Here is a 17,887-nt window from a genome sequence, read left to right as displayed (position 1 = left end):
CTCATAACAACAAAGAAAGAGAAAACAAAAACCCTTATCTAGTAAGATGTCAGAATTCTTAGTTTTCTCCGGTCAGTTTATTTCTTGTGCTGTAGAAGTTTGTGCATTTTTTTCCACTCTTTCTTTGTTTTACCCTATAAAAAGAAAACAACCTGTTTTTATACAGGTTGTTTTCTTTTGTGAAAATTTAATTTGTTGTTTTTATAACAGTTGGGATTACTATTTTAAAATTATTATGGTTTATAGGGGGCGACAGGTAATAGATTGGATATTTAATACCTTTTGGAATGATGGGAAATAACCAAAAGGAAATAAGGAGATACTTAAAGTCCTCTCAAGAGGTTGAATTTTCTGAAAAAACATTTACAAAAATATTTATTTGGATTAAAATACGAACTACAAAGATTCGACGTTATACGACAAAATGAAGTTATTTTTCAGAATATTACAACAACTATAGGTGAGGTGTCTATATGAATCTATTTCGAAAAAAATCTATTTCAGCATTATTAGCACAGTCAGAACAAAAAGGAGCATCTTTAAAAAAAGAACTTGGTGCATTTGATCTTACTATGCTCGGGGTCGGCGCTATCATCGGAACTGGGATTTTCGTTCTTACCGGTGTTGCCGCAGCAGAACACGCAGGACCCCACTTGTTTTGTCGTTTATTTTATCCGGTTTAGCCTGTGTATTTGCAGCATTATGTTATTCTGAATTTTCATCAACTGTACCGGTATCCGGTAGTGCGTATACTTATAGCTATGCAACATTTGGAGAATTAATCGCTTGGATTTTAGGTTGGGATTTAATTTTAGAATATGGATTAGCTTCCTCAGCTGTTGCATCTGGTTGGTCAGGGTATTTACAAGGTCTATTAAGTGGATTTGGGATTACATTACCTACGGCTTTAACAAGCGCATATAATCCTGAAGTGGGAACATATATAGACTTACCAGCAATCTGTATCATCTTTCTAATGACGTTGTTATTAACAAGAGGAGCAAAAAAATCAGCGCGTTTTAACGCTATCATGGTAGCTATCAAACTTTTTGTTGTCTTACTATTTATCGGCGTTGGCGCTTTCTATGTAAAGCCTGAAAACTGGACACCCTTTATGCCGTTCGGCTTCTCTGGCGTAACAACTGGGGCTGCAACTGTATTCTTTGCTTACATCGGATTTGACGCTGTATCAACAGCTGCTGAAGAAGTCAAAAATCCACAGCGTAACATGCCAATCGGCATTATTGCTTCTTTAACAATTTGTACGATTCTATATATCGTTGTTTCATTAGTTTTAACTGGGATTGTACCTTACGATCAGTTAGGTGTGAAAAACCCTGTTGCATTTGCACTACAATACATTCAACAAGATTGGGTTGCTGGTTTCATTTCTTTAGGAGCGATTACTGGAATTACAACTGTATTACTTGTTATGTTATATGGACAAACACGATTATTTTATGCAATTAGCCGCGATGGCTTACTACCAAAAGTACTTTCTCGCGTAAATAAAAAAACAAAAACACCTGTTATCAATAGTTGGATTACTGCCACTATGGTTGCTTTCTTTGCTGGTTTTGTTCCTTTAAGTAAACTAGCAGAATTAACGAATATCGGTACATTATTCGCATTCATCGTTGTATCAATTGGAGTAATTATTTTACGTAAAAAACAACCAGAACTACCGCGCGCTTTTAAAGTGCCTTTGGTACCATGGATTCCTGCTTTAGCTGTTCTATTCTGTGGATACTTAGCATTACAACTCCCAGCAACAACATGGATCGGCTTTGCAATATGGCTTGTAATTGGACTTGTTGTCTATTTCAGTTAAGGTTACAAAAATAGTACACTACAAAAGGAACAAAAAGAAGACGTAGCATAATGAAAAAGCTGTTGTCCCATTAGGACAGCAGCTTTTTTCCGTTCTGGTACAAAAAATAATATCATTGTGTATACTGAAATTATTCTTGAACTACTCACCACTTAACATCCTTATGGACTGTTTGAAGTAGGAGATTCCTAAGTACAGAAACCTAACGGTTAGGCTATCCCCGTAGTTCCTACGGTTAAAAGGCGAATTGCTTCGTTTCTAAGATTGAGCACTGCATTTCGATCTCTATCGTGATGTGTGCCACAAGAAGGACACTCTCACTCACGGATGTTTAGATTTTTTACGCCTTTGTTTTTATATTCACAATTGGAACATAATTGACTAGAAGCGAATGTTTTAGATACCAAAACCACTTGTTTGCTATACCACTTTGCTTTATATTCCAACAATTCCTTATGTTTACGATACTTCTCTTCCATTAATTGGCTGAACTGGTCGGTTATTCGTTGGGAATAATTTATGAAACGTTTCAATTTGTTTTTTGGACATCTCTATTGTCTGTTTCATCACAATCCACTGGACATTTTCTGTACAAGGAGGTGTTGTCAAAGAACCCATGTAACGGAATGACGAATGATCTGAAGGAAAAAGCTGTTTTATATCAATGGTATGCTGCACATCACTCTGTGTATTTTTGCTGTTCGGGAGATTTTTCCACATTTCTGCAAAACCTTCATTTGTTTGTCCCTCTTTTATCATAATACCTATTACTGCTAACTGACCTTGATCATTTTGATGGACCAGATGTAGTTCCATGTCTGCATGTTTTCCTTCAAATTGATGTTCACTTGGTGTATGAAAGTGGAATTGTTTTAATGTGTAACGACTTTCTCCAAGCGTGAGATAATCATCAGAACTATTTGCTTTCCCCTCAATACTATGTCCATTATTTTTAATAGAAAATGATATTGGTTGATAATTAATTTGCAAATGATTAGCATCCTCAACTGTTGATTTTATTTGTTCCGTTTTGATATCTATCGGAGATTGTTCTTGCCCATTTAAACACATTTTGTATTCTGGTTTCAATTCTCCCCAGTGTTCTGGACCAGTAGTCCCTTCATATGACCATTGCGTATTTTTTTTCATAGATTTTTCTTGTGTAGCTGTATCCTTGTTTGACTGTTCTTGTTTTGCTGTGTTACATCCCATCAAGACTGCACTCATTGTCAATATAAGGGGAGTTTTATAAAGGAACTTTAAGCCTTTCATACTGTTTCCTCCTAAGGTGATAAAATATTGTATTTAAAGAATGTTGCGTGCAACTAAAGGTTCTGTTACAAATTCACCAAAAATATCAAGAATCTAGAGAAGCATCGTTCCATTGTTATGTAATTTAAACTTTTAAATAGAAAAATGGGATATCGGAAGTTATACAGTTAATTTGCGAACAAAGGTGAAACTGTGATCATTTCTCAAGTTAGAAAAGCTCTATACAAAGCCAGATTAAAGTCAAAAGTTATCAATTACTATAAGAAAAGGAAGCAAGAACATATAACAATTCCTAATTTGCTATTATTCCGTGTGTCCTCATTTAGCATTAAATAGAATGACTTCTTACCAATACCCAAAATCGATTTTGTAATCTAATTTGGGTTCCAATTTTATTAATCTGATCATTTTTATTTGGCATTACTTCATTCATTTCGAAACATGGGCTTGCTTTCCGACTAAAGGTTTGGTTATGTCTATACTCCCCCCTTACACCTAATTGAGATTGACTTTCATTTTATATTAATTATAATTATATATAAATTATTAAAAAAAAATCAATATAGATTTATATTTTTTGATGTGATACTATATATTTCTGGTTCTGTTGCAAATCTTTCGAAACGAAGTTATGTTTTTGAAAAGATAAACGGAAGCGTAATAAGTTAAATGTTTTAAAGTAAAACAATTCAAACAAGTTATTATTGGGGTGTTTTTGCTCAAATCTGCGAAATGGGGGAATTAGCTTAATTGGGGTCACTTTCCATCACCATCAAGCTAAGAAAATATCCCAAAAATAAAAAAATGACTTCTCAAGATGAAAATGTCCAATTTTTTATTTTGAGAGCGTCATAAAATTCTTAATTTGATGGATATATATAGAAATCCATGTTAATTAACGACCGGTATTGTTTTGTAAAAAAAATGTCGAAATTATGCGAAATTTGAATTTTTTTGTCTTGTTATACTTTATATTTAGTGCTAAACTCATAATACAAAGAAAGAGTAGCTGAAAAAACCTCATTTAAACTGAAAATATTGAAAATTCAGTCTAGTATATGTCTGACTGATATTTACGCTTACTACTCTTTCTTTGTTTTATTTTATATATTATATCGGATATAGATAGCGAGGTGACTGAGATGTGATTAATTGGTAAAAGTAGAGTGTGAGTATTCTGTTATTCTTATGACACCTTAATCACTTAAGTGCACATTTATTACGAATATTTGTAAAGGGAATTGAGGCCCAATGTACCGATCTAGCAATGTGAAATTTGGTTACATGCAAATAAGGAAATAAGCAACTACAATTAATTATGAATCTAGTCGTCATGCTGAGAATTTAATTGAAGGTTTGGTATAGCGAGATTTAACCATGAAGTTTATAAGTCATGTAGATTGAAATTCTAAATTCATAAGCTAACACAAATTAGTGAACGTTACTGTTCATTCTTTTAAAAAGCATAGGACTACTTAATTATAAACCTAAGAAATGATATGTAAGAGGTACATGAATAAACAAAATTGTTTGTGATTTTTACTAAATGAATCAAAATTTAGGTAGAGGTTTAGCACAAGCACTTAAGGATGATATTTCAGTGTGTGTAGGAGGGAGTATAAAATAAGAAGTTTATCCCAAATGAGGTATTAATTTATGTTTGGTTTTTTAAATTACAAAATCAGTTACAAAAGTTACAGAAACTATTTTTGGTATCCAAATAGTTTTATATTAAGGATGAGAGCATGGGGGTAATGCCTGTAGGAGGGGGCAAAAGGTTCTGGTAAATAAAATTGTGATTCAATAAAAAGATGCTATCGAATTGGGACATACTTATGCTATGAATCTGAAAATAATGGGAAGTAGTATGAATAAACTGATAGCATTGAAATGAAAACATTATTAATCAGAAATTTATGCTATCCATAAGATGGTAGATATGATACAAGTTTTCAAGATTTGATAGGGATGATGAAAAACGAAATTTCACCAGTTACAATAATATCATTAACTATTAAACTTGTAAATAGTAAACTTAGTAAAATTAATGTTAGATTAAAGAATTGAAGCTTATTGGAGGGTAGAGAAATAGTTTATAGAAATCTATTTTCAAGTTTTTTAGTTTATAACAGTTGAAAGAAACGGTATGCCATCAGCCTATTAAGTCATTGTCATTGTATATTCATATTAGAACCCATCTAAATATAATTTATAGGAGAATGACATGATAAAAAGAGCGACTTCGATTTTTTCGATTATAATGATTTTCATATTTACTATAGGTCAGAATTTCACATCTATAATAGCAAATGCACAAGAATTAAATACGGCCGGGTTTGTTGATAACTTCACGTTTGACAAAACAGATCTAGGTTATGGAGAACGAACGGGAATAAAAGTTGATTTTAGTGATAAGTCTGGAAATAAAATGAAGCAAGGAGACACACTAACATTAACGTTACCGCAAGAATTACAAGGATATAGTCGAACGATTGATTTAAAGAATGATGCAGGTGTCAGCTTTGGTACTTGTCAAGTATCGAAAACGAATGTGGTATGTACATTTAGCGATGTGGTGGAGAAACTTCAAAATATTAGAGGATATTTTTATTTTGAAATGCAAGCAACTAGTAATGTAGGTCAAGATCAAACGTTAACAGTTGATACAAATCTAGGTACACAACTACAGACGAAAAGGATAACAATTAAGGGACCAACCAGTGGTGGAGGTGGTACAGCACCATTTGCCTATAAAACAGGTAGAATTGACCCGGATGCTCCAACTGAAGTGAAGTGGGAGATACCTATAAACAATAACAAGCAACAGCTAAGCTCTGATATTGTTTTGACTGATACATTACAATCGGGTCAAACATTAATACTAGATAGTTTTGTTTTGGGAAATGAAAATTTAGCACCTCAACAATTTATGGATAAGGGTTATGGAACTTTTACTTCTAACGGTAACTCTTTTGAACTTAGAATTAATAAGGATTATATAAGTGGTCAATCTTTCAATCTCAGATATAAAACTGCTATAACTGACAGTGGAATGAACCAAGAAAATTTTTATAATGATTATACGATTAATTACCAAGTTGTAAATGAGCAACCGGTATCTCATTCAGAAACTGCTTATGTTAAAAATATAAACGCAGGTGGCGGAGCGCAAGGTGATTTACCACCAAAAGGAACGTTACGAATCGTAAAACACATTGCTGGAGATGAAACAAAGTTCATACCGAATGCGTCATTTAAATTGTACACAGAGTCAGGTCAGCAAATTGGCGATACGTATACAACGGATGCACAAGGTATGGTCGAAGTTCCTAATTTAGATCCAGGAAATTACTATGTACAAGAAATTTCAGCACCAAACTACTTGGATTTCGATCCACAAGCAAAAGTGCCTTTTACAATTGATGCGAATGCTGCAAAAGGCGTAAAGCTGATGGTTCCGAATAAGGTGAAAACGACATCGATTTCAGGAACGAAGACTTGGAATGATAACAATGCAACAGATCGTCCAAGTTCAATCCAAGTAGAGTTACTGCAAAATGGAAATTCAATTAAAACACAAGAAGTAACAGCAGCGAATAACTGGAACTATACGTTTGCAGATTTACCTGCATATGATAATGATGGTAATGCTTATACGTATACAGTAAAAGAGCAACCGGTAGCGGGATACAAATCGGAAGTAAATGGCTACAACATTACGAATACAAAAGATGCAAAAACATCAGTTTCAGGAACGAAAACTTGGAATGACAACAATGCAACAGATCGTCCAAGCTCAATCCAAGTAGACTTATTGCAAAATGAAAACGTAATTCAAACACAAGACGTAACAGCAGCAAGCAGTTGGAATTATACATTTGCAGACCTAGCACAATATGATGCAAATGGTGTTGCTTATACGTATACAGTAAAAGAAAAACCGGTAGCGGGATACAAATCGGAAGTAAATGGCTACAATATTACAAATACAAAAGTAGCGAAAATGACAGTAGAAGGAACGAAGACGTGGAAAGACGGAAATGCAACAGACCGTCCGGCAACGATCAAAGTAGACTTACTACAAAATGGCAATGTAATCGGAACACAGGACGTAACAGCGGCAAATGGTTGGAAATATACATTTACAAATTTAGAATCATATGATGCGAGCGGTGTTGCTTATACATATACAGTAAAAGAGCAACCGGTGGATGGATATAAATCTGAAGTAAAAGGTTATGACATTACAAATACAAAAGTAGCGCAAACAACAGTAGAAGGAACAAAAACGTGGAAGGACGGAAATGCAACAAATCGTCCGACAACAATCAAAGTAGACTTACTACAAAATGGTCAAGTAGTTGCGACGCAAGAAGTAAGTGAAGCAACAGGTTGGAAATATGGATTCAAAGACTTAGCGGCATATGATGCCGAAGGCAATGCATACAAGTATGAAGTAAAAGAACAACCAGTAGATGGATATAAATCCGAAGTTCACGGTTATGACATTACAAATACAAAAGTAGCGCAAACAACAGTAGAAGGAACAAAAACGTGGAAGGACGGAAACGCAACAAATCGTCCGACAACAATCAAAGTAGACTTACTACAAAATGGCCAAGTAGTTGCGACGCAAGAAGTAAGCGAAGCAACAGGATGGAAATATGGATTCAAAGACTTAGCGGCATACGATGCCGAAGGCAATGCGTACAAGTATGAAGTAAAAGAACAACCGGTGGATGGATATAAATCTGAAGTAAAAGGTTATGATATTACAAATACAAAAGTAGCGCAAACAACAGTAGAAGGAACGAAGACGTGGAAAGACGGAAACGCAATAAATCGTCCGACAATGATCAAAGTAGACTTACTACAAAACGGAAACGTGATCAAAACACAAGACGTACTAGCAGTAATGGGTTGGAAATATATATTTGCAGATTTAGAAGCATACGATGCGAATGGAATAGCTTATCAGTATGAAGTGAAAGAACAACTAGTAGTGGGATATCAATCTAGCGTAAGCGGTTATGACATTACGAATACAAAAGTAGGCGAAACGAAAGTAGAAGGAACAAAGACTTGGAACGATAACAACGCAACAGATCGCCCAAGCTCAGTTAAAGTAGATTTACTACAAAACGGTAAAGTAGTAGACACAAAAGAAGTAACAGCGGCAACAAACTGGAAGTATACATTTGAAAAACTCCAAGCATACGATACAAACGGTGTAGCTTACATCTATACAGTGAAAGAACAATCGGTAGATGGATATAAATCTGAAGTAAAAGGTTATGACATTACGAATACAAAAGTAGCGCAAACAACAGTAGAAGGAACAAAAACGTGGAAGGACGGAAACGCAACAAATCGTCCGACAACGATCAAAGTAGACTTACTACAAAATGGCCAAGTAGTTGCGACGCAAGAAGCAAGTGAAGCAACAGGCTGGAAATATGGATTCAAAGACTTAGCGGCATATGATGCCGAAGGCAATGCGTACAAGTATGAAGTAAAAGAACAACCGGTGGATGGATATAAATCTGAAGTAAAAGGTTATGACATTACAAATACGAAAGTAGCGCAAACAACAGTAGAAGGAACAAAAACGTGGAAGGACGGAAACGCAACAAATCGTCCGACAACGATCAAAGTAGACTTACTACAAAATGGCCAAGTAGTTGCGACGCAAGAAGCAAGTGAAGCAACAGGCTGGAAATATGGATTCAAAGACTTAGCGGCATATGATGCCGAAGGCAATGCATACAAGTATGAAGTAAAAGAACAACCGGTGGATGGATATAAATCTGAAGTAAAAGGTTATGACATTACGAATACAAAAGTAGCGCAAACAACAGTAGAAGGAACAAAAACGTGGAAGGACGGAAACGCAACAAATCGTCCGACAACGATCAAAGTAGACTTACTACAAAATGGCCAAGTAGTTGCGACGCAAGAAGCAAGTGAAGCAACAGGCTGGAAATATGGATTCAAAGACTTAGCGGCATATGATGCCGAAGGCAATGCATACAAGTATGAAGTAAAAGAACAACCGGTGGATGGATATAAATCTGAAGTAAAAGGTTATGACATTACGAATACAAAAGTAGCGCAAACAACAGTAGAAGGAACAAAAACGTGGAAGGACGGAAACGCAACAAATCGTCCGACAACGATCAAAGTAGACTTACTACAAAATGGCCAAGTAGTTGCGACGCAAGAAGCAAGTGAAGCAACAGGCTGGAAATATGGATTCAAAGACTTAGCGGCATATGATGCCGAAGGCAATGCATACAAGTATGAAGTAAAAGAACAACCGGTGGATGGATATAAATCTGAAGTAAAAGGTTATGACATTACGAATACAAAAGTAGCGCAAACAACAGTAGAAGGAACAAAAACGTGGAAGGACGGAAACGCAACAAATCGTCCGACAACGATCAAAGTAGACTTACTACAAAATGGCCAAGTAGTTGCGACGCAAGAAGTAAGTGAAGCAACAGGCTGGAAATATGGATTCAAAGACTTAGCGGCATATGATGCCGAAGGCAATGCGTACAAGTATGAAGTAAAAGAACAACCGGTGGATGGATATAAATCTGAAGTAAAAGGTTATGACATTACAAATACGAAAGTAGCGCAAACAACAGTAGAAGGAACAAAAACGTGGAAGGACGGAAACGCAACAAATCGTCCGACAACGATCAAAGTAGACTTACTACAAAATGGCCAAGTAGTTGCGACGCAAGAAGCAAGTGAAGCAACAGGCTGGAAATATGGATTCAAAGACTTAGCGGCATATGATGCCGAAGGCAATGCATACAAGTATGAAGTAAAAGAACAACCGGTGGATGGATATAAATCTGAAGTAAAAGGTTATGACATTACGAATACAAAAGTAGCGCAAACAACAGTAGAAGGAACAAAAACGTGGAAGGACGGAAACGCAACAAATCGTCCGACAACGATCAAAGTAGACTTACTACAAAATGGCCAAGTAGTTGCGACGCAAGAAGTAAGTGAAGCAACAGGTTGGAAATATGGATTCAAAGACTTAGCGGCATACGATGCCGAAGGCAATGCGTACAAGTATGAAGTAAAAGAACAACCAGTGGATGGATATAAATCTGAAGTAAAAGGTTATGACATTACAAATACAAAAGTAGGTCAAACAACAGTAGAAGGAACAAAAACGTGGAAGGACGGAAACGCAACAAATCGTCCGGCAACAATCAAAGTAGACTTACTACAAGACGGTAAAGTAGTAGACACAAAAGAAGTAACAGCGGCAACAAACTGGAAGTATACATTTGAAAAACTTCAAGCATACGATGCCGAAGGCAATGCGTATAAGTATGAAGTAAAAGAACAACCAGTGGATGGATATAAATCCGAAGTAAAAGGTTATGACATTACAAATACAAAGGTTGGTAAAACAACAGTAGAAGGAACGAAGACATGGAAGGACGACAATGCAAAGGATCGCCCGGCAATGATCAAGGTCGACCTACTACAAAATGGCCAAGTAGTTGCGACGCAAGAAGTAAGTGAAGCAACAGGATGGAAATATGGATTCAAAGACTTAGCGGCATATGATGCCGAAGGTAAGGTATATAAGTATGAAGTAAAAGAACAACCAGTGGATGGATATAAATCCGAAGTAAAAGGTTATGACATTACAAATACAAAGGTTGGTAAAACAACAGTAGAAGGAACGAAGACATGGAAGGACGACAATGCGAAAGATCGTCCGGCAATGATCAAGGTCGACCTACTACAAAATGGCCAAGTAGTTGCGACGCAAGAAGTAAGTGAAGCAACAGGATGGAAATATGGATTCAAAGACTTAGCGGCATATGATGCCGAAGGTAAGGTATATAAGTATGAAGTAAAAGAACAACCAGTGGATGGATATAAATCCGAAGTAAAAGGTTATGACATTACAAATACAAAGGTTGGTAAAACAACAGTAGAAGGAACGAAGACATGGAAGGACGACAATGCGAAAGATCGTCCGGCAATGATCAAGGTCGACCTACTACAAAATGGCCAAGTAGTTGCGACGCAAGAAGTAAGTGAAGCAACGGGTTGGAAATATGCGTTTACAGATTTAGCGGCATATGATGCCGAAGGTAAGGTATATAAGTATGAAGTAAAAGAACAACCGGTGGATGGATATAAATCCGAAGTAAAAGGTTATGACATTACAAATACAAAGGTTGGTAAAACAACAGTAGAAGGAACGAAGACATGGAAGGACGACAATGCGAAAAATCGTCCAGCAATGATCAAGGTCGACCTACTACAAAATGGCCAAGTAGTTGCGACGCAAGAAGTAAGTGAAGTAACAGGTTGGAAATATGGATTCAAAGACTTAGAGGCATATGATGCCGAAGGTAAGGTATATAAGTATGAAGTAAAAGAACAACCAGTGGATGGATATAAATCCGAAGTAAAAGGTTATGATATTACGAATATAAAAGTAGGCCAAACAACGGTAGAAGGAACGAAGACATGGAAGGACGACAATGCGAAAGATCGTCCGGCAATGATTAAGGTCGACCTACTACAAAATGGCCAAGTAGTTGCGACGCAAGAAGTAAGTGAAGCAACAGGTTGGAAATATGGATTCAAAGACTTAGAGGCATATGATGCCGAAGGTAAGGTATATAAGTATGAAGTAAAAGAACAACCAGTGGATGGATATAAATCCGAAGTAAAAGGTTATGATATTACGAATATAAAAATCAAGGAAGATCCAAAAGATCCGAGCGTAGATCCAAAAGATCCGAGCGTAGATCCAAAAGATCCGAGCGTAGATCCAAAAGACCCGAGCACAGATTCAAAAGTTCCACCTACTAAAGAAAATACTAAGACATCAGTGTGGCTTCCTAACACAGGTGGAACATCAATGGAGATGATTTCATATATTGTAGGAATGTTGTTGGTAGCTTTAGGTGGATTCGTATTTGTTCGTCAACGAATGAGATAAAAAGACTGGTTATGTTGGTTTGAATTATAGCTTGATCAAAGTATTGCTACAAATATTGATTTATAAATAGAGGAAACCCACACATTTTGAAAAAAGTTTGATCAAAATGTGTGGGTTTTAATTTTGGATTCCTTAAGTTTTTATAAAAAGATTAATCATTTTAGTAAGGTGATTAATCTTCGGTTTACTTCAAAATCAATTGTGTTTTTTGTGTTTACTTTCATTCAATACACCATCAGCTAGAAATTTAACAAATTCCCCTGAAAGAATTCTCCTTCCTCAAGCGTGTGAAGGGCATAGCCCAATGGTAGGTGGGAGATGAATTTCGGTTTGGCGCAGCCAAAAGGTTTTGCTTTTTATTTTGCCTCTGATATAATCAGTCTTATAAAGTATAAAGGTTGGTATATCAATGGAATTAGATAGTAATAACCATTCAGTATTCTTATTGTATTATCACCTTGTGTTGGTCGTGAAATACAGAAGAAATGTGTTTGATGATGATATGTCAGACTATGCAAAAGACATGTTTGTAAGGTTATCCGGGAATTACAACATAACACTGGTAGAGTGGAATCATGATGTTGACCATGTACATATCTTGTTCAAGGCACATCCTAATACAGAAATGACAAAATTCATTAATGCTTATAAAAGTGCAAGTTCTCGACTCATTAAAAGAGATTTTCCACAAGTAAAAAAGAAACTTTGGAAAGAGATGTTTTGGTCAAGAAGTTTTTGCTTACTAACTACTGGTGGTTCACCAATAGAAGTGGTAAAGAAGTATATTGAAAATCAAGGTGAAAAGTGAGATGAAATGATATGACAAAGCATAATAAAGCATATAAATTTCGTTTGTATCCAACAGAAGAACAAGCGTATCTTATGCGTAAAACCTTCGGTTGTGTACGCTTCGTGTATAACAGGATGTTGGCTGAACGTAAAGAAGTGTATGAGAAATACAAAGATGATAAGGAACAACTAAAGAAACAAAAGCTTCCAACCCCAGCAAAATACAAAGCAGAATTTGAATGGTTGAAAGAAGTTGATTCATTAGCTTTGGCAAATGCTCAACTAAACTTGCAAACTGCCTATAAGAATTTCTTTAGTGGTCAAAATGACTTCCCAACATTCAAAAGCAAAAAAGACAGAAAGTCTTATACAACGAATGTAGTAAATGGAAATATTATGTTGCTAAATGGTCATATCAAATTACCGAAACTGAAAATGGTACGTATCAAACAACATAGAGAAATACCACAAGGCCATACTATCAAGTCATGTACGATTTCTATGACACCTACTGGTAAATGCTATGTGTCCATCTTGACTGAATACGAAAAAGAGATTGTACAAAAAGAAGTAGAAACAGTTGTTGGATTAGACTTTGCAATGGATGGATTATACGTTAGTTCTGAGGATGAGAAAGCCAATTATCCTAAGTTCTATCGTAACATGTTAGACCAATTAGCAAAGGCACAACGAGTATTAGCAAGACGTGCTAAAGGATCAGAACGTTGGAACAAACAACGTATTCGTGTAGCGAAATTACATGGAAAAGTAGCGAACCAACGTAAGAATTTTCTTCATCATAAGTCTAAAGAGTTAGCTACTAATTTTGACGTTATAGCTATTGAAGACCTAAACATGAAAGGGATGTCGCAATCTCTTAATTTTGGGAAAAGTGTCGCTGACAATGGTTGGGGTATTTTTACTTCTTTTTTAGCGTATAAACTACAAGAACAAGGCAAACAACTTGTGAAAATAGACAAATGGTTTCCTTCCACAAAAACATGTAGCAATTGTGGAATTGTGAAAGATATATCATTGTCTGAACGAGTATATTCTTGTATATGTGGTGTAAATCTCGATAGAGATTATAACTCAGCTATCAATATCAAAAATGAAGCAATACGTCTATTAGCGTTAGCATAAATAGCAATAAAATAACCTTTGGAACAAGGGAGTTAGCTCGGCTGTCTAAGGACTAATTCGTTAGCTATCAAAAGTAACGACTAACCGAGAAGCCCCCACTTCAGACAGTCCGTTAGGACGTTAAGTGGCGGGTAGTTCACTACTCGCTCCTATACTTAAAGCAAATATTACTCCTCCTATTTTAGTCTGATAGAAATTAAATATAAATAATACAACAGAAAGTACAATACTTAAGATAGCACTCATATAATATTTATTCACAGACTAGCTCCTTTTATTGTAATTTTGATAGAGTTGTATTATTGCCCTGTTGGTTTTTAAATTTGTTTTTCTCCTGCAGATTCACTTGTTTTTGCTAACTATTAGTTGAAGAAACAGGAATATCTTCGCTATTTTTGATAACAAAAGTAGGGATATATAGAAATATCCACTTGTGGAAATAGGGAAATTTCTATATTTGAGATTATTAGAAAGTTTATACCTCCCAAGAAGTCCCTACTTCAAACAGTTCGTAAAGCTGCTAAATGGCGAGAGTACAATATGAGATTTTCTTAACATAAACAGATAACCCTTTAGATAATTAAATCTAAAGGGGAAAATTTAATAAATTGTATAACTGTACTTCATGATTCTAGGATGTATCTAAGAAGATGAATAAGAGTTTTCTTTTTCGAGAGTAGATATAGGAAGATTTATCTTAACTGTTGTTCCTTTTCCTACTTCACTTTCAATAAGTATCTTTCCTTGGTGCTTCTCAATAATTTTATAACAAATCATTAATCCTAAACCGATACCATTTTCTTTGATACTATAAAATGGTTCCCCTAGATAAGGTAAACGTTCTTTTTCAATTCCACACCCGTAATCGGTAAATTGAATGTTTATCTGTTTTTTATCAGGTGCATATTCGATTTGAATCAAGATTTCCCCTCCCATTGGTGTTGCTTCAATCGCATTTTTTAAGATATTTATAAAAGCTTGCTTTAATTGATTCCCTTCACAAAGTATGAATGAAGTATCAGATGTAAACTCAGTTGTAATTTGTATGCAATTCATTATCGCTTGAGGTTCAAGTAACATTACAATTTGATTCATTAATACATTCAGGTCATTAGTTTTAATTTCTAATGCCTCAGGTTTTGCTAATGCCATAAATTCATTAGTAATACTATCTATACGTTCAACCTCTGATAACACTATATCTATATAATTCTCAGTGCTCTTATTTTCCATTGATTTTAATAACTGCATGAATCCTTTCATTGTTGTTAAAGGATTTTTAATTTCATGAGCAATTGCAGTGGATAATTGACCTACTACAGCAAGTTTCTCCGATTTTCGTAATAATTCCTCTGTTTTTAATCGTTCAGTGATATCTCGGGAGATACTTAAGAAAACGTTTTTGCCATTCAAGCTGAAAATATGGATACTAAATTCTGTTGTTATTGTTTTTCCTGTTGGAAAAGTATATTCATCTTGTAAAGTAAAAAAAGATTGTCCTTCTTTAATTTTTTCTAACACTTTTATGATCATTGTAGAATCTTGAGAAACAATATTGAAAAACGGTATTGAGAGAAGCTTTTCTCTACTATACCCAAATCTTTTACACCCGACAGGATTTACTTCAATGAATCGAGTTGGAACTTTATCCTCATTCAGTTCTACTACGTAAACCGCATCAGTTGCTTGTTCGATGAGTGCACGGTATTTCATTTCACTGTCACTTAATTGCTGGTGTAATTGATGCAGTTCTCTTTCTGCTTGTTTCCTTTCAGAAATGTCTCTACAAATTCCTGATAAAGCAATGACATTCCCCCTAACATCTAGAATAGGTGAAATCGTCAAGCTTACATCAATAAGAGTTTTATCTTTTCTTTGTCTAACTGTTTCTAACCCATTAATAACCAGGTCTTTTATATTGTTGTTTTTAATGTTGTTTATATATTGCAAAGCTTGATTCATTAAAAAATCAGGTACGCAAGGTAACTTTTTTCCTAAGGATTCTTTTTCTGACCAACCAAAAATCTTCTCATAGGCTTTATTCGCTTGCAACATATGTCCGTCTAAATCAAATATAGTGATAGCATCTACGTTATGATTAACAAATGATTCCAGCCGTTCTTTCGTTACCTTTAGTTCATTTTCTGCATTTTTTCTTTTCGTTATATCAACAGTAGAGCCAACCACTTCAATAACTGTTCCCTCTTTTTTAACAGGCCTAAGGGAGAAAAGTATAATAGTCTCATCATTTGGCCACGGTAGTTCAAAAGTTACTTCTTCACCATTCCATGCCTGTTGATAATATTTGAGTAATCGAGGAACTAAATAGAATGGAATAATGGAAGAATCTATCTCACGTAAACTTTTCCCTACAATTTGTTCAGAATGAAAACCATGTTGATAAAATAACTGTCCATCACATAATGTATGAATAAAATGCTCATTCACTTTTTTGAATTTAAAAATACCTCCTTGTAGTTCATGAACAGTATCTCTTAATTCTTGCTTTGATTCTAGTAATGTTTCATTCGCTTTAGCTAAATTTTCTGTTAAACTATATAATTTTTGATAGGATTCCAAAAGAAAAACACCAATTAAGAGTCCGCAAGATATAAATAATGTACCTTGGATGTCAAGAAGTATAAGTGAAATAGAAGGAAAAAAGAATCCAAACACCCAATGAATTATTGCTAGATAAACAGCTAGATAAAGAAAGACGCTTTTAAAGGGATGGGTATTTTTGAGATATGTTTTGAATATAGTATATATAGTAGCGATTCCTAAGGCAGCTATCAAAGCTGGTCCCCAATCACCACCAAGGTAGAAAATACGCATAAATAAAATAAACATTAACGTAATCCAGCCAGCTGTGCGACCAAAATAAATAAACGAAATAATAAGAGGAACGGCTCGCAAGTCATAAAACAATCCCATGTGCTTAAAATTAAAAATCATCAAAATAGCAGCTACGATACCTGCATATGTGCCCTGAAATAAATGGATAAATTTGTGATCCGTTTTCCTTATAAATACTTGAATAAAAATAGCTGAACTAGATAGGAAAGAAAAAATAGATAGATTAATGAAGAATCCTGTGAACAGCATGCCATATTCCCTCCTTTTTACATGTATTCGACAAAGAGTATAAAAATCCTACAAATTATATCATGATTAGACTTATTATTCTAAAGAATAAGTTTTTTGGGGAGAGATATGAGTAGTGATGAAAATCCAGATCCTTTTTACCAGGATTATCAATTGGGTGTGTTGGATAATAATATTTATTTAATTTTCAGCACAAAAAGTTTCCATTCCAGAAAAAATAACATTCCAGATTTGTTTGTAATCGATTTTTAATGAATCGTTAATATATTTGGTATCGAATGAGATTATGTTTGTTATTCGGGATTTTAAGTAGCTTAAATGAAGTTTCGAAAAAAAAGGTGTGAGAATGATTTTTTTAAGGTTGTTGCATATATTTTATTAAGTATTGGTATTTTTAAAGGTTATTTTGGCAGGGTTAGCGAGGATTGTGAAGAAACTTAGTGTAATTGTAAAAATATACGAAAACAAAAAGCATGTAAGGATGAGTTGTAAGCGAACTACTGGAAAGGAAGTGGGGAAATTATGATACATCGATATGAAATTGATTTTTCTGTGATGTATGATGGCAAGGTAACAGACTTACAATCAGCAATTATTCCAGCACATTCTTTAGAAGAAGCAAACAAAAAATTACAATCGGAAGTAAAGCGGAGGTTAGGGAAATGTCGTGTCAAAATTGATCATACAAGTTTACTTGTTTCAGAGAATAGTCGATACACAATTGGATGAAATGAGGAGAGGAGTCTTGCAATCAG

7 protein-coding genes and 2 pseudogenes are annotated in these 17,887 nt (G+C 34.9%); 6 read left to right on the top strand and 3 right to left on the bottom strand.

The window, feature by feature from the left end; all coding sequences use genetic code 11:
- The first annotated feature begins 473 nt into the window (after positions 1–473).
- Positions 474–1,831 (top strand): annotated as a pseudogene (gene bcaP / locus QCI77_RS30235) (branched-chain amino acid transporter BcaP).
- 209 nt (positions 1,832–2,040) lie between these two features.
- Here the strand turns inward: bcaP and QCI77_RS30230 are convergent.
- Together QCI77_RS30230 and QCI77_RS30225 are read right to left on the bottom strand one after the other, a co-directional pair.
- Positions 2,041–2,280, bottom strand: a pseudogene (locus QCI77_RS30230) (zinc ribbon domain-containing protein); the annotation flags it as partial.
- A gap of 10 nt (positions 2,281–2,290) precedes the next feature.
- Positions 2,291–3,103 (bottom strand): carbonic anhydrase, encoded by an 813-nt coding sequence (locus tag QCI77_RS30225; RefSeq protein WP_353826100.1) that lies wholly within the window; start codon positions 3,101–3,103, stop codon positions 2,291–2,293.
- 2,260 nt (positions 3,104–5,363) lie between these two features.
- Here QCI77_RS30225 and QCI77_RS30220 point away from each other — a divergent pair.
- The 3 genes from QCI77_RS30220 to QCI77_RS30210 all read left to right on the top strand — a co-directional run bounded on the left by QCI77_RS30220 (position 5,364) and on the right by QCI77_RS30210 (position 14,027).
- Positions 5,364–12,095 (top strand): Cna B-type domain-containing protein, encoded by a 6,732-nt coding sequence (locus tag QCI77_RS30220; protein WP_353826099.1) that lies wholly within the window; start codon positions 5,364–5,366, stop codon positions 12,093–12,095.
- A gap of 409 nt (positions 12,096–12,504) precedes the next feature.
- Positions 12,505–12,903 (top strand): IS200/IS605 family transposase, encoded by a 399-nt coding sequence (gene tnpA / locus QCI77_RS30215; RefSeq protein WP_353826098.1) that lies wholly within the window; start codon positions 12,505–12,507, stop codon positions 12,901–12,903.
- A gap of 11 nt (positions 12,904–12,914) precedes the next feature.
- Positions 12,915–14,027 carry an RNA-guided endonuclease TnpB family protein gene (locus QCI77_RS30210; RefSeq protein ID WP_353826097.1) on the top strand — a complete coding sequence of 371 codons (1,113 nt, stop codon included), beginning with the start codon at positions 12,915–12,917 and terminating at the stop codon, positions 14,025–14,027.
- Between the two features lie 642 nt (positions 14,028–14,669).
- On the opposite strand, the gene QCI77_RS30205 is transcribed toward QCI77_RS30210, so the two are convergent.
- Entirely contained in the window at positions 14,670–17,132 is a 2,463-nt protein-coding gene (locus QCI77_RS30205; protein WP_353826096.1) for a PAS domain S-box protein, read from the bottom strand.
- A gap of 108 nt (positions 17,133–17,240) precedes the next feature.
- Here QCI77_RS30205 and QCI77_RS30200 point away from each other — a divergent pair, with 108 nt between their 5' ends.
- Together QCI77_RS30200 and QCI77_RS30195 are read left to right on the top strand one after the other, a co-directional pair.
- Positions 17,241–17,384, top strand: a complete 144-nt coding sequence (locus QCI77_RS30200; protein WP_353826095.1) for a hypothetical protein — start codon at positions 17,241–17,243, stop codon at positions 17,382–17,384.
- 270 nt (positions 17,385–17,654) lie between these two features.
- Complete coding sequence (locus QCI77_RS30195) at positions 17,655–17,861, top strand: hypothetical protein (RefSeq protein ID WP_353826094.1); 207 nt, start codon at positions 17,655–17,657, stop codon at positions 17,859–17,861.
- Positions 17,862–17,887 lie beyond the last annotated feature (26 nt).

Origin of the sequence: Bacillus cereus group sp. MG9, from assembly GCF_040459995.1 — a bacterium.
GTDB lineage: Bacteria > Bacillota > Bacilli > Bacillales > Bacillaceae_G > Bacillus_A > Bacillus_A mycoides.
The sequence above is the reverse complement of the archived record's forward strand: the minus strand, read 5'-3'. Positions and strand labels throughout refer to the sequence as shown.

What these genes read in the sequence shown, in the direction of transcription:
- QCI77_RS30210 (WP_353826097.1), top strand. Translation starts at nt 12,915, where the DNA reads ATGACAAAGCATAATAAAGCATATAAATTTCGTTTGTATCCAACAGAA.
- QCI77_RS30205 (WP_353826096.1), bottom strand. Translation starts at nt 17,132, where the DNA reads ATGCTGTTCACAGGATTCTTCATTAATCTATCTATTTTTTCTTTCCTA.
- QCI77_RS30220 (WP_353826099.1), top strand. Translation starts at nt 5,364, where the DNA reads ATGATTTTCATATTTACTATAGGTCAGAATTTCACATCTATAATAGCA.
- QCI77_RS30195 (WP_353826094.1), top strand. Translation starts at nt 17,655, where the DNA reads ATGATACATCGATATGAAATTGATTTTTCTGTGATGTATGATGGCAAG.
- QCI77_RS30225 (WP_353826100.1), bottom strand. Translation starts at nt 3,103, where the DNA reads ATGAAAGGCTTAAAGTTCCTTTATAAAACTCCCCTTATATTGACAATG.
- QCI77_RS30200 (WP_353826095.1), top strand. Translation starts at nt 17,241, where the DNA reads ATGAGTAGTGATGAAAATCCAGATCCTTTTTACCAGGATTATCAATTG.
- tnpA (WP_353826098.1), top strand. Translation starts at nt 12,505, where the DNA reads ATGGAATTAGATAGTAATAACCATTCAGTATTCTTATTGTATTATCAC.